The organism is Promicromonospora alba (genome assembly GCF_042654905.1).
Lineage (GTDB): Bacteria > Actinomycetota > Actinomycetes > Actinomycetales > Cellulomonadaceae > Promicromonospora > Promicromonospora alba.
On record NZ_JBHSFI010000007.1, the window covers coordinates 142936 to 156936 of the forward strand.

Annotated in this window: 8 protein-coding genes; 2 read left to right on the forward strand and 6 right to left on the reverse strand. The window is 69.5% G+C overall.

Annotation, left to right across the window (positions count from 1 at the left end; translation table 11 throughout):
- Positions 1-126: 126 nt before the first annotated feature.
- On the reverse strand, positions 127-1185 hold the full coding sequence (locus ACFO6V_RS22245) for a helix-turn-helix domain-containing protein (RefSeq protein ID WP_377139548.1): 1059 nt from the start codon (positions 1183-1185) through the stop codon (positions 127-129).
- A 256-nt stretch (positions 1186-1441) separates the two neighbouring features.
- Between ACFO6V_RS22245 and ACFO6V_RS22250 the strand changes: the two genes are divergently transcribed.
- Complete coding sequence (locus ACFO6V_RS22250) at positions 1442-4054, forward strand: glycoside hydrolase family 9 protein (protein WP_377139550.1); 2613 nt, start codon at positions 1442-1444, stop codon at positions 4052-4054.
- Between the two features lie 10 nt (positions 4055-4064).
- Here ACFO6V_RS22250 and ACFO6V_RS22255 read toward each other — a convergent pair whose 3' ends face one another.
- Together ACFO6V_RS22255 and ACFO6V_RS22260 are read right to left on the reverse strand one after the other, a co-directional pair.
- A complete protein-coding gene (locus tag ACFO6V_RS22255; protein ID WP_377139553.1) occupies positions 4065-5324 on the reverse strand; it encodes a sensor histidine kinase in 1260 nt (419 codons plus the stop codon).
- Positions 5321-5989 (reverse strand): response regulator transcription factor, encoded by a 669-nt coding sequence (locus tag ACFO6V_RS22260; protein WP_377139555.1) that lies wholly within the window; start codon positions 5987-5989, stop codon positions 5321-5323. The genes ACFO6V_RS22255 and ACFO6V_RS22260 overlap by 4 nt, the downstream gene beginning before the upstream one ends.
- 181 nt (positions 5990-6170) lie before the next feature.
- Here ACFO6V_RS22260 and ACFO6V_RS22265 point away from each other — a divergent pair, with 181 nt between their 5' ends.
- Positions 6171-7673, forward strand: coding sequence for a SulP family inorganic anion transporter (locus ACFO6V_RS22265; protein WP_377139558.1), 1503 nt, complete (start codon positions 6171-6173; stop codon positions 7671-7673).
- 1053 nt (positions 7674-8726) lie between these two features.
- Here ACFO6V_RS22265 and ACFO6V_RS22270 read toward each other — a convergent pair.
- The 3 genes from ACFO6V_RS22270 to ACFO6V_RS22280 all read right to left on the reverse strand — a co-directional run bounded on the left by ACFO6V_RS22270 (position 8727) and on the right by ACFO6V_RS22280 (position 13971).
- The gene (locus ACFO6V_RS22270) at positions 8727-10841 is read right to left on the reverse strand and encodes a beta-galactosidase (protein ID WP_377139560.1); all 2115 of its coding nucleotides are present in this window, start codon (positions 10839-10841) and stop codon (positions 8727-8729) included.
- Between the two features lie 109 nt (positions 10842-10950).
- Positions 10951-13005 (reverse strand): right-handed parallel beta-helix repeat-containing protein, encoded by a 2055-nt coding sequence (locus ACFO6V_RS22275; protein ID WP_377139563.1) that lies wholly within the window; start codon positions 13003-13005, stop codon positions 10951-10953.
- 189 nt (positions 13006-13194) lie between these two features.
- Positions 13195-13971, reverse strand: a complete 777-nt coding sequence (locus tag ACFO6V_RS22280) for a FadR/GntR family transcriptional regulator (protein WP_377139566.1) — start codon at positions 13969-13971, stop codon at positions 13195-13197.
- Between the last annotated feature and the right edge of the window lie 30 nt (positions 13972-14001).

A 14001-nucleotide genomic window follows, 5' to 3' on the forward strand; every position in this document is an offset into this window, starting at 1 on the left:
ATGGGTGAGAACTTCCGAGCACGAGACCGGCGCCAGCGAAGACGAGGGCGAGGGCGAGGGATCCGAGCACCGCTCGATCCCAGGGACAACCAGGTACGACGGCTCGCTGACGTCGTGACGGCAGGATCATCGCCCGGGCCGAGCGCCGGTCGGTCTAGCGGCGAGGATCGCTTCGGCCAGCCATGGACCGAGCTCGAAGAGGTCAGTCCCCGGCGCCTGGGCCGCGCCGGGGCTCGACGCCGCTTCGAGCTCGGCATCGGGCGAGGGCTCGCCGTTGATCGTGGCGACGAGCGAGAGGTATCGCTTGTGGGTCGCCTCGTAGTCGGGGTCGTGCAGCACCTCGTGCATGACCTGGCCCATCCGGCGAAACCCGAGGGCGATGCGCTCCCACAGCCCGTCGTCGAGCGGCGCGCCGAGCGCGTCCGCGGTCTGGTGCACCAGGCGCGCGGCAAGCTCTCGCGAGTGTGGGTCGTCAGGAGCGAGGCCGCTGGCGTGTGCCGCGATCAGCTTCGGCATCACGTCTTCACCGGCAGCTGCGATGAAGGTCTGGACCGGCGGGGTCGAGACGATCGCCCCGGGGCTGCTGCCGTAGGCCTCCTGGAGGTAGGCGCGGGTCGCGCTGCGGAACTCAGCATCCTGCAGCAGCTCCGCCAGAGTGATCCAGGCCTCCAGCTGTGCGGCCGTCGGGTCCACGGGGAGCCGGGGCTGCACCTCGCCCAAGCGCTCGGCGTCATCCGTGGGCAGGCCGGCGTTCACTTCTTGCCAGAAGTCTGCGATCAACCGCTGGCGGTCGGCATCTGGCATCGTCACCAGTCTGCTCATCAGGCCAATCCGTTCGCCTGGGTTCTCCTGGCGGACGAGCGCACGCAGGACGGACCGCCTGATGCGCAGGTCTGCTTCCTGTCGTTCGACGACGTCCAGGTGCTCGGCGAGGAGATAGCGCAGTGTGGACTCGCCGGTCAGGACCTGGCGGATCTGCTCAAGGCCGGTGCCCAGCTCGCGCAGGGTCCGGATGAAGTCGAGCTGTGCGATCGCCTGCACTCCGTAGAGCCGATGGCCTGCGGAGGTCAGGCCGGTCGGCTCGACCATTCCTTCGTCGGAGTAGAACCGGATGGCGCTCACGCTCAGTCCGGTCCGGTGCGCAGCGTCGCCGATGGGATACAGGGTGTTGTCCGTGGTGTTCATGCACCCACCATGCGACCTCGAGCCACTTGAGTTGCAAGCCTCGACTCCGCCCACCCGGGGACCGAGTGGCGCGCGCCTTCCTGCACGCCCGGGAAGCTGCCTCGCACTGAAGCCGTCCCACAGCTTGTGAATCGTTTAGGTCGTTGACGGAGAAATCCGCCCCTCGCGACGATACCCAGGCGCGTCGCACCGGGGCGACGGCGTGCCACGGCCCGACGTCGTCTCCCCGACCGTCTCCAGCGCTGAAGAGGTCCTCATGGCACACTCGTCCGGCACTCCCGACGCGCCGGCCCGCCGCAGGCGCGCCACCGCGCTCGCCTCGGGCACGGCTCTCTCGCTCGCCGCCGGCCTGCTCGTCGCGTCGCCCGCCACGGGCGCGCCTGCCGAGCCGGCCTTCAACGCCGACCCGGCCTTCAACTACGCCGAGGCCCTGCAGAAGTCGATGTTCTTCTACCAGGCGCAGCAGTCCGGCGACCTGCCGGACGACTACCCGGTGAGCTGGCGCGGCGACTCCGGCCTGGAGGACGGGGCCGACGTCGGCAAGGACCTCACCGGCGGCTGGTACGACGCCGGCGACCACGTGAAGTTCGGCTTCCCGATGGCATTCAGCACGACGATGCTCGCGTGGGGCGCGATCGAGTCGCCCGAGGGATATACGGGGGCCGGCCAGCTCGACGAGCTCAAGGACAACCTGCGCTCCGTCAACGACTACCTCGTCAAGGCCCACACCGCGCCGAACGAGCTGTACGTGCAGGTGGGCGACGGCGAGGACGACCACAAGTGGTGGGGCCCGGCCGAGGTCATGACCATGGATCGCCCGTCGCACAAGATCACCGCGTCCTGCCCCGGCTCCGACGTCGCCGCCGAGACGGCCGCCGCGATGGCGTCCTCGGCGATCGTCCTCCAGGACGACCCCGGGTACGCGAGCGAGCTCATCGCGCACGCCGAGCAGCTCTACTCGTTCGCGGACACCTACCGCGGCAGCTACTCGGACTGCGTCACCGCGGTCGCCCCCTACTACAAGTCGTGGTCCGGCTACCAGGACGAGCTCGTCTGGGGCGCCTACTGGCTCTACAAGGCCACCGGTGATGCGACGTACCTGGCCAAGGCCGAGACCGAGTACGACAAGCTGGGCACCGAGAACCAGTCCAGCACCCGCAAGTACAAGTGGACGATCGCGTGGGACGACAAGTCGTTCGGTGCGTACGCGCTGCTGGCGATGGAGACCGGCAAGCAGAAGTATGTCGACGACACCAACCGCTGGCTCGACTACTGGACGGTCGGCGTGAACGGGCAGAGGGTGCCCTACTCCCCCGGCGGCCAGGCGGTGCTCGACTCGTGGGGCTCGCTGCGGTACGCGGCCAACACGTCGTTCGTCGCGCTGGTCTATTCGGACTGGCTCACCGACGCGACGCTCAAGGCGCGCTATCACGACTTCGGCGTCCGCCAGATCGACTACGCGCTCGGCGACAACCCGCGCGACTCGTCGTACGTGGTGGGCTTCGGCGCCAACCCGCCGACCAAGCCGCACCACCGCACCGCGCACGGGTCCTGGCTGGACAGCCTCACCGACCCGGTCGAGACCCGGCACGTCCTCTACGGGGCGCTCGTCGGCGGACCGCCGTCGGCCAACGACGCCTACACCGACTCACGCCAGGACTACACGGCCAACGAGGTCGCGACCGACTACAACGCGGGCTTCTCCGGCGCCCTCGCGCGGCTCGCCAAGGAGTACGGCGGCACGCCCGTGGCGAGCTTCCCGCAGGTGGAGGCCCCCGACCAGGACGAGGTCTTCGTCGAGGCCCAGCTCAACCAGCCGCCGAGCGGTACGTTCGTCGAGATCAAGGCCCTGATCCGCAACCGGTCGGCCTTCCCTGCCCGCTCGCTCGAGAACGCGAGGCTGCGGTACTGGTTCAACCTCGACGCCGGCGACTCCGCGGCCAACCTCACCCTGTCGTCGAACTACAGCGAGTGCGGCCCACAGAGCGCCAAGCCCGTGCAGGCGTCCGGCAGCCTCTACTACGCCGAGCTCAGCTGCGCGGGACAGAACATCCACCCCGGCGGGCAGTCCCAGCACCGCCGCGAGCTCCAGTTCCGGGTCAGCGGCGGCACCGGCTGGAGCAACGCGAACGACCCGTCGTTCGCCGGCCTCACCTCCACCGCGCTGGTGAAGACGAAGGCGATCACGCTGCACGACGGCGGCAGGCTGATCTGGGGCAACGAACCCACCGGCACGCCCACCGACACCACCGCGCCGGGCACCCCTGACCGGCCGACGGCGACCGCCGTCACCTCCTCCGGCGCCCGGCTCACCTGGCCGGCGGTGACGGACGACGGCGACCCGCCCAGCGGCGTCGCCGGCTACGACGTCTACCGGCTGCAGGGCAGCACCGAGGTCCTCGCCGGTTCGTCCACCACTACCGCCTACACGGTGACCGGCCTGACCGCCGGCACGTCGTACTCCTTCGTGGTGCGTGCCCGGGACGGCGCGGGCAACCCGTCCGGCGCGAGCCCGGCCGTGACCTTCACGACGACGGCAGGCCCGGCCGGCGGGTGCCGGGTCAGCTACTCGGCGAGCAGCTGGAGCAACGGCTTCACCGGCTCGGTGCGGATCACGAACGACACCACGGCGCCGCTCACCTGGACGCTCGGGTTCACGTTCCCGTCCGGCCAGCGGGTGACTCAGGGGTGGGGGGCCACCTGGACTCAGTCCGGCACGGCCGTCACCGCGACGGGGGTGCCATGGAACGCCACGCTCGCGCCAGGGGCCGGCACCGACCTGGGGTTCAACGGCTCGCACACCGGCGTCAACACGGACCCGACCGAGTTCACGGTGAACGGCGTGGCCTGCGATCAGGCGGTCCCGTAGCGAGCTGAGGTCACGAGATCGTCGATGCGTGCCGATCCCGCTCCGGCGCAGCCGGCCCCGTCGTCGGACGGCGGCGCGGCCGGCTGCCCGACGCGGGGAACAGCAGCGCGAACGTCGCGCCGGACCCGGGCGCGCCGTCGATCGTCAGCGTCCCGCCGTGGGCGCTGACGATCTCGTTGACGAGCGCGAGACCGAGTCCGAGCCGGACCCTGCCCACTTCTCTCTTCGACCCGCGGCGGAACCGCTTGATCAGCTCCCGCGCGCGAGCCGGGTCGAGGCCTTCGCCGTCGTCGATCACGGCGAGGCCTACCTCGGTGCTGCGCGACTGCAGCGCGATCACGATCCGACCGCCCGGCGTCACGTGCGCCAACGCGTTGTCGACGAGGGAGGACACCGCGCGTCGCAGGGCGCTCCTGGTGCCCTTGACGACGTAGCTGGTGCCGGGTCGCGCGTCGACCACGAGATCGACGCCCGCGAGCTCGGCCCGGGTGGCGAACGAGGCTCGCACCTCCTGCGCGAGAGCGTTCAGGTCGACGGGCGCCCGGGGCAGCGGCCGGTGCTGGATCTCGGCGGTGAGCAGCAGGTCGTCGACGACCTCCGCGGCGACCTTGGCGTCCTGGGCCAGCTGCTCCAGCTCCAGCCGCTGGGCCTCGTCGGCCGCAGACCCGCGGAGCAGCAGCTGGGCGCGGGTCAGCACGATGGCCAGCGGGGTCCGGAGCTCGTGGCTGACGTCGGAGACGAAGCGTCGCTGCGACGCCAGGGCCTCGCCCAGCGAGCGGACGGCACGGCGGCCGAACGCCCAGCCGAGCACCGCGGACGCCAGGACGCCGAGGGCGCCGGCCGCCAGAGAGAACCGGGCGAGCCGTTCCGTCTCCTCCTGCTGCTCGACGAAGTTCATGATCGCGGTGACGCGGGTGCCGTCGGCCTCCTCTCCGACATACGCGAGGAACGGGCTGCCGCAGACATCGACGCGGGACTGGCCGTCGGGCAGACGCGCCGCGGTCTCGCGCACATAGCGCTCCGAGCAGTTCGTGGGCATCCCGTCGAGGACCACGGTGTCGGTGCCGTCCAGGGTGACGTGGTGGCTGCCGGCCTCGGCGACCTTGGCCTGCAGCTTGCTCTCGGACGCATCGCGCCGGGCCTCGAGACCGACCACGTACACCAGGGCGATCACCGCGGACACCACGATCCCGACCGCCACGCCGGTCTGGAGCGCCACGGCGAGCGTCGCCCTGCGCAGCAGGCGACGGTCGCTGATCGCGGCGGTCACGACGGCCCGAGCCGGTAGCCGAGGCCGCGCACCGTGCGGATCATGCCGTGGCCGAGCTTGCGTCTCAGGTAGTAGACGTAGGTGTCGACGGCGTTGGGGCTGTCCGCGTTCTGGAAGACCCGCCGATGGAGCTCCTCACGGCTGCGGACGCGGCCCGGGTTGGCCGCGATGACGCGCAGCAGCGCGCACTCCTGGGCGGACAGCTCGACGGGTTCGGCATCGGGAGACAGCACCCGGCGGGTCGCGACGTCGAGGCGGCTCCCGCCGAGATCGATCATGGGCGACGTGTCGGTGTGCCTGCGCAGGAGGGCGCGCAGACGCGCGAGGAGCTCGTCGCTGTCGAAGGGTTTGACGACGTAGTCCTCGGCGCCGGAGTCAAGGCCCTCCACCCGGTCCTCGGTGGTGCCTCGAGCGGTGAGCAGCATCGTCGGCGTCGTGATCCCACGGCTGCGGAGGCGGCGGACCAGGTCGACCCCCTCCATCGCGGGAAGCGTGCGATCGATGACCAGCGCGTCCCACCGGCCGGTCAGCCCGTGGTGCAGCCCGGCCTGGCCGTCGAACACGGGCACCACGTCGTAGCTCTCCGCGGTGAGCAGGCGGACGAGCAGCTCCGAGAGGCGCCTGTCGTCCTCGACCAGCAGCACACGGCGAGCGTCGAGGTCCATGCGGAGATCGTCTCACCCGCGCTCTGAGGTTGCTCTGAGAAACAGTCCTGAGACTTGATCTCAGCCGGGACTTGTCGGTTCCCGGTCGCGATCCGTCGCGGGTCGCCGTGCACCTCACCTACCCAGCGTTCCGCACCACGTTGACGACCGATGCGCTCACGGGGCGCACAGGGGGTATCTGATGCAGCATCTTCTCGACCACGCCCGTTCTTTCGCAGCCGCCCAGTCGTCGAGGCGCGGAACGTTCCTGGCCGACCTGACCGCTTCGTTCGTGGTCTTCCTGGTCGCCGTCCCGCTGTGCGTGGGGGTGGCGGTCGCCTCCGGCGTACCGGCCGAGCTGGGCCTGATCACCGGGATCGTCGGCGGCCTCGTCACCGGGTTCCTCCCGGGCAGCAGCCTGCAGGTCAGCGGCCCGGCTGCCGGCCTGACGGTGCTGGTCTACCAGGCGGTGCAGCAGTTCGGCATCTCGGTGCTGGGGGTCCTGGTGCTCGCCACCGGGTTGCTCCAGCTCCTGATGGGTGCGCTCCGTCTGGGCCGCCTGTTCCGGGCGATCTCGGTCTCGGTCGTCGAGGGCATGCTCGCGGGGATCGGGCTGGTGCTGATCGCCGGACAGCTCTACTCCATGGCGGGACTCAGCGCGCCCAGCCAGAGCCTCGCGAAGATCGCGGGGCTACCCGGCATGCTCGTCGACACCTGGGGCTCCGGCACCGCGCTGACGTCGTTCGCGCTCGGGCTGGGCACGATCGTCGTGCTCGTCCTGTGGAAGAAGATGCCGCAACGGTTGCGGATCGTACCCGCGCCCCTGGCGGCGGTCGGGCTGGCGGTCATCGCCGGCGCACTGCTCGGGCCGTCGGTGGACAAGGTCGAGGTGCACGGGCTGCTGGACTCGATCCAGCCACCCGGGCTCAGCGACTTCAGCCGGCTCGCCGAGCTCGGCGTCATCGGCACGGTCCTCGCCTTCGCGCTGATCGCCTCGGCCGAGAGCCTGTTCAGCGCGGCCGCCGTCGACCGCCTGCACGACGGGCCACGGACGCGGTACAACCAGGAGCTCATGGCGCAGGGAGCGGGCAACGCCGTGTGCGGTGTGCTCGGTGCCCTGCCGCTCACTGCGGTCATCGTCCGCAGCGCCGCCAACGTCCACGCCGGTGCGCGAACCAAGGCGTCCCGGATCATGCACGGAGCCTGGCTGCTGCTCTTCGCCGCCCTGGTGCCCGCAGCACTCGGCCTCATCCCCGTCGCGGCGCTGGCCGGGGTGCTGGTGCACGCCGGGTTCAAGCTGATCCCGCTGGCGGAGATCCGTCGGCTGTGGCGTACGCACCGGGGCGAGGCGCTCGTCCTCGTGGCGACCGCGCTCGCGATCGTCTCGGTGGGCATGTTCGAAGGGGTGCTGGTCGGACTGGCCCTCTCGGTCGTCAAGACCGCCTGGGACACCTCCCGCGTGCACCTGGACGTGATCGACAACGGCTGCGACCCGATCGTCGCGCGTCTCAGCGGCAGCGCGACGTTCCTGCGCCTCCCGAAGCTGCTCGACCAGCTGGAAGCCCTGCCTCAGGACCGGCCTGTCGAGGTCGACCTGTCCGGCCTACATCATCTCGATCATGCCTGCCGCACCTCCCTGGAGAACTGGGCCGCGCGACACAGCGCCGAGAGCGTCCAACCGGTGCGGTTCGCCCGGGAGCCGTGAGCGGGTCGCCCAGGTAGGGCACGAGAACCGGTCGCTCTCGGCGCGGTCGTGCCTACTGCCCGGCGCTGCTACGAACGGCCCGCTTCAGCCTGGTCGCACGTCAGACGTTGAACTGTGCATACCGATCCTGACCTGGGCTTTCATCGCCAACCACAGGCGGCTGGGACTTCCCCGGGACTTGGGACCGGCAGGGGCTTCGAAGTCGCCGGCCGAGGACGACCGACACGGCGAGCGTCCTTGGTAGGACTCCTCGCTGATACGCACGACGGCCGCCGTGCACTCGTTCACGATAGCGGTGGTATTGGGACGACACCGGCTGCCCGATTCGAGATCGCGACATGCGACCGACCATGGACCCCTACGACTGCCCTGGCCTCCAGGCTTCGTCCGCCCACATACCTACGGCTCTTCGAGATTGCGACGGGACATCTCTGTGGTGGAGGATTTCAAGGACACCCTGCGTCTCTATCCTCTGGTCATCGGCCTCCTCGCCGTCGCCGCGACCTACGAAGCAGTCGAGATCATCTACATCGTTCCGCTCTTCCTCTGACACCCGGCTGACGCGCGCCTGGCAGGCGCTGGCCGAGTCGCGGTACTCCCCCACGCGTGCCGGAACCTGCCATGCGACGAGAACACGCTCGACGAGCCACCGCTCACCAACCAACAGCTCTACGACGCCATGGCCAGGCTGAGCCGCCACTGAGAGGGCTTACCTCGATCATGTGTAGGCGGCGGGGGCCGGGTCGTGCGCGTCCCCCTGTCCAGCGCTCCGTCAGGTTCGGCACCATGCTCGTGACTCAGCGACCAGGACCGCTCGTGAATCAGGCCGAGAACCTTCTGGTACCACCCCGAGGCAGGGACACCTATGTATTGCGGATCCCGACCGAGCTCGAGTAGCGCGACAGGTGTGTGCGACGCACTCCCCCGGCGACCCAGGCTATGCGCCGGGCCGTCGAGGGAGTGTCAGCGGGGTCGGGAGAAGGAGCGGTGCGGTCGACCGGCAAGCGGCTCAGCAGCTGGTTCTTCCAGCATGCTGGTGCAGCGCCCTCGCTCCTACTCCAGAAGGACGCGGACGTCCCACGGCCCCAGCTCCACCAGCGCGTCGGCCTCCAACGGCTCGGTGGAGAGGAGGTCCGTGACGTCGGTCGGCAGCCGCACCGAGCAGGCCTCCCACGACCAGTTGTGCACGACTCGCAGCCGGCGGCCTGCGGCTGTCGTCGCTGAGGTCGCCGTGACCGAACCGGTCGTCAGAGAGCTCCACTCGTCCCTGTCAGCTGGCACCGCCCAGGACACCAACGCAGCCGCCAGTTCGGCGTTGGGCACGGTGCCGACGACGGTGACGCGCCCCAGTCCCGCCTCAGCGGTGGTGATCGCCGGGTACGGGCCGAACGCGGGGTGCTGATATCGGGCGAGAATCTGGACCGAGTCGTCCGAGACCCGCAAGTAGTCGACCCATGCTGCGCCAGCGGCGGCATCGGGCAGCTCCAGTACGCCGTCGAGACCCGTCACGCGCACCGGTGTCGCCAGGTTGGCGAACTCCTGGTAGTTGACGCCGGCGGTGGCGGCGAGCCGCGCCGGCTTGACCTCCGTGCGCGCTCGGGCCTCGGTGTCCGCATATCCGGTGCGCGGTCCGAGCACCAGGTGTCCGCCCGCCTCGGCGTAGTCGCGCAACCAGTCGAGCAGCGCGTCGCCGGCAAGGTAGAGCGCCGGCACCAGCAGGACGGGCAGCTCGGCGGCGACCTCGGCCGGTTCGCGCAGCCGCGTACCGTCGCCCTGTTCGACCAGTTGGACGTCGTGGACGATTCGCACCGGCGCACCGGCCTCGAACGCTCCCCGGTAGAAGGCGTGCACTATCCGCTGGTAGCTGCCGGGGTCGGCGGAGCCGTCGTCGCGGGCGAGCGCCGGCTGACCCGCGAGGCCCCACATCGACTCGTTGGACCACAGCAACCCCACGGTGGCGTCCGGGACGAGTCCGCTCAGGTGATCCTCGGCGGACTTGATCTCTGCACCCAGCGCGGCCAGCTGTTCGTAGACCCGTCCGGGCCGCTGATCGTGCGGGAGGATTCCGACCCAGTACGTCTCGGTACCGAAGTGCAGTGTGTGCCAGTGCCAGTACTCGATCATTCGTGCGCCCCGGACGATCATCGCCCAGGCGGCCTGTCGCCACTGGCCGTCGAATGCGGGCGCGTTCATGGCCGGGCCGCCGATAGCCCCGGCATTCGTCTCGGTGACCAGGAACCGAGCCTGCTTCGAGGAGTACATCCGGTCCGCGCTGTGGAATATCGCCCAGGTCCCGCTCGTGGTCCAGCCCAGCGGGAGCTGTTCTGCGGCCGGGAGAGCGAGACCGTCCTGCATCGCGTAGTAGGGATTGCCCGCGGTCACGTCCAGCGCTGCCGTCAGCTCCGGGTCCTGCACTCCTGGCCTGTCGTAGGCGATGCAGGTGGTCACGAACTTCTCGGCGCCGACGATCTCCCGGACGATCCCGGCCTGCCAGCCGATGAACTCGGTGACCAGCCGGGCCTGGAACTTCCGCCAGGCGAGGTCGTACTGCGGTTGGGCGTTGTTGTCCGGTCGCCAGAGATCCGCCCACGTAGTGAGCCGATGCGACCAGTAGACGAGTCCCCACTCCCGATTCAGGGTCGCCACGTCGCCGTAGGTGCGGCGCAGGTCGTCGACGAAGGCCTGGAACACACCCTCGTTGTGCAGCAGCTCAAGACCGGGTTCGTTGTCCACCTGGAACCCGACCACTGCGGGATGGTCGTGGTAGCGCCCGACGACCGCTCGGATCACGCGCTCAGCGTGGAAGCGGTAGGCGGCGTGCGTCAGGTCCATCTCTTGACGGGCACCCCAACCGATGCGCTCTCCGGTGCGTCGCTCTCCGGCGATCTCGGGATACTTGCGCGCCAACCACGGCGGCACGGCGTAGGTGGGCGTACCCAGCACGACGGCGATCCCTCGCGAGTGCGCGCCGTCCAGGACCGGCTGCAGCCAGTCGAGGTCGAACACCCCGTCCTCTGGCTCCCAGGTGGCCCACGTGGACTCGCCAACCCGGATCACGGTGAACCCGGCTTCCTGCATGAGGTCGAGGTCCCGGTCGAGCCGGGGAGAAGGTTGGTACTCGTGGTAGTACGCGGCACCGAAGAGCACACGGTCGTTTATGTCTGTCAAGGCAACGAGGTCCTCATCTGGAGGGGTAGGTAGGACGGGCGAGGCGCCCCCGCGCCAGGAACGGCGCGGGGGCGCCTCGCCGGCAGTGCCGGCCGTGCCGGCAGCTGCGCTACGGGGTCTCGGTCGCGGCGGCTGTCTCGCACCGCGGGTCGACACCGCCGAGGTTGGCGTTGAGCTCCGTGCGGTACTCGGGGGCGACGCCCGCCGCGCAGATGACCTCCCACGCAGCGCTGGGCCAGTTGTTCCCGCTGACCCGCACGTTGTCGATCAGCCGGTTGTTGCGCTCCTCGGCGTTCGGAATCTGGGCACCGCCGGAGTTGTACCAGTTCTCCTGCAGCGTGTTGTCGTTCGTGCCGTTGCCGGCGCTGTACGCGTTGGTGAACACCCACGGGTTCGAACCGCTCAGGACGTTGTGCCGCGAGAGGATGTAGCGGCTGCCCTCGTCCAGATAGATGCCGACGCCGGAGACGTTGTACATGTAGTTGTCCTCGATCACCGTCCCCGGGCTCGCCGAGAGGTTGTAGATGTTGCCGGAGTCGGCGAAGTCGGGCTTGATGTCGCGCACGAGGTTGCCCGCGATCAGGTTGTCCTTGAGCGTCGTCGGCGTCTGGTAGAGCGGGTTGTGCTTGTAGTACCCGCGGCGGACGTACTCCTGGGAGCCGCCGGCGTCGTTGATCCCCCAGCCGAAACCGGTGTCGATCGCGTAGGGGAGGTTCGCGACCTCGTTGTGGACGATCTGCGCCCTGGTCACGTAGGTGCTGAGGATGCCGGAGTTGTCCTGGTACTCCACAGCGACGTGGCTGATGGTGTTGTTCGCGATGCGGATGTCCTGGTTCGTCATCCGGGGGTCGCTGGGGTGATGCGCGTCCGCCCGGAGCCCGCCCACGAACAGGGCGTGGCCACCGACATGGGTGAACACGTTGCCGTTCACGTCGATGTTGCTGGCGCCGAGCCCGATGCCGGTGAGCGTCGCGTTGTCGTCGTTGCCGATGCCGAGGCCCGACGACCCGAGGTTGCGGAAGGTGTTCCGCTCGAACGTGATGTGGTCGGCGGCGGACACCTGCACGGCGGAAGGCTCCTGGAACCAGGTGTTGCGCGTCCGCTCGTACGCCTCGCAGCCGCGGCTGCAGCTGGTGAAGGAGTCGGCGGGGCGGTAGTCGTACTCGCCCTTGAGGTAGCCCCCGTTCTGCTGGCTGACGTAACCCTCATTCGAGGAGGGGCCGAGCCAGGAGGTCCCGGTGAAGGTGAGACCGCTGAACTCCAGGTTGGAGACGGGGACGTCATAGGTGCCGCCGACGCTGATGAGGGTCTCCACCCGCGGGAGCTCGATGTCGAGGTCCTGCGGGTTCACGCCGTCCGCGGGCTTGTAGTAGAGCTTCCCCGCGTCGGGGTCGATGTACCACTCCCCCGCCTGGTCCAGGAAGCTGAGCGAGTTCGCCAGGAACCACTTCGACTCGGCGAGCAGCGAGTACTGCACCGTGTCCCAGCCCCACGTGTTGTTGTCCCAGGCGGGCTGGGCCATCGTGATCGTGCTGCCCTCGATGCTCTGCACCGGGGAGTAGCGGTCGGTGAAGTCGCCGAGCGACTCGAACTCGATCCGGTCCTGGTCTGGCAGGTCCGCCAGGTAGGCGAGGTCAGGGTTGTTGATCGTCATCCCCGTCGGGGTGAGCGTCAGGTCGGTCAGCGCAAGGCTGGTCGCGGCCCGCGGCGCGGCGACGCCGTCGACGTAGAGCTGCCGGGTCTCGAAACCTGACGGCGTGTCCGCGACGTAGATGTTCGCGGCATCGTCGTACGTCTGCCAGCCCGAGAGCTGGGTCGAGCCCGAGATCTCGGGGTGCGCACCCTCAGCAGCCGTCCAGCGCACGGTGTACCCGTTCCGGCCGCCGTCCTGCGCACGGAACTCCAGCGGGCGGTCGATGCGGTAGGTGCCGTCGGCGAGCACGACGGTGACATCACCCTTCCCCTTGGCGGCCGCGTGTCGCACGACGCCCTGCACGTGCTCCAGCGAGCACGGGTGCTGCTCCTGGCACTGCCCGTGGTCGCGACCGTCGGGTGACGCGTAGTAGACCGTGTCCTTCTGCGGGGTGCCGCCTGGGCGATCGACGTGCCCAGACCGCTCAGGAGCAGGGCTGCCGCGCTGGCACATCCGGCAGCCGCCCGCCACCGGCCCTTCCTTCGAACAGAGACTTCTCGCGCGTGTGACATCAATGTCATGGCTGTTCGCTTCCGTGATGTTGAGCAGGGCTGCTTTGCCCCGGGTCTTACGGAATCATACGTATGACGTATGCGCAAGGGTCGTCGCAAACGGAAGTCTGCGGTGGTGCAGCGGTAGTGGAGCGGGCCTACGTGGGGCCTACTTGGCGGCCTTCGTCCCTCGATGGTCGGCCGGCCGCCGGCGCGTCCAGGCGTCCACGATGTGCCCGAGCATGGTCGAAGCCGCCTCGTCGGCCGACCCGGCCTCGATGGCGGCAAAAACCTGTTCGTGCTCCCGAAGGGTCCGCTCGTGGAAGGTGGCGGGCACGTCGACGGAGTACCGGCTGCTCTCCCGCGCCCGCTCGAACAGCGACCGCGCGATGCTCTCCGCCAGACGGTTGTGAGACATCGCCATCACGGTCTCGTGGAAGGCGACGTCGGCCGCCAGGAAGCGCGGGACGTCGTCGAGGGACGCCCGCATCTCCTCCAGGGTGGCGCGCAGCGCCTCCAGCTCGGCGTGCGAGCGTGTAGCCGCCGTCTCCCGCGCCATCGCCGACTCCAGCTGCGCCCTGACCACCGTGATCTCGTCGAGGACCCCCAGCGAACGATCGTGGGCGATCAGCGCCTCGAGCACCACACGGTCGAGCATGCTCCAGGACCTGGTGGGCTGGACGACCGTGCCACGTCCCTGGCTCACGGTCACCAGGCCTTTTTCCTCGAGCTTCTTGATCGACTCGCGCAGGACGGTCCGGCTGACGCCGAACTGCTGTCCGAGCGGCTGCTCAGGCGGGAGGGTGTCCCCGGGCTCCAGCTCGCCGGACACGATCAGGTCCACGAGCGCCTCGACCACCACGACCCCCAGCCGCTTGGCCGGCGCGCGCAGGGGCAGCGAGAGCGCTCCGGTCATCTGGTCGTCAGCGCCATCGCGTTCCGTCATGCGTGAACTATAACGAAGAGACGCTAGCCA

Coding starts and splice junctions, on each gene's coding strand:
- ACFO6V_RS22260 (WP_377139555.1), bottom strand. CDS start 5,989: ATGGACCTCGACGCTCGCCGTGTGCTGCTGGTCGAGGACGACAGGCGC.
- ACFO6V_RS22280 (WP_377139566.1), bottom strand. CDS start 13,971: ATGACGGAACGCGATGGCGCTGACGACCAGATGACCGGAGCGCTCTCG.
- ACFO6V_RS22245 (WP_377139548.1), bottom strand. CDS start 1,185: ATGAACACCACGGACAACACCCTGTATCCCATCGGCGACGCTGCGCAC.
- ACFO6V_RS22250 (WP_377139550.1), top strand. CDS start 1,442: ATGGCACACTCGTCCGGCACTCCCGACGCGCCGGCCCGCCGCAGGCGC.
- ACFO6V_RS22265 (WP_377139558.1), top strand. CDS start 6,171: ATGCAGCATCTTCTCGACCACGCCCGTTCTTTCGCAGCCGCCCAGTCG.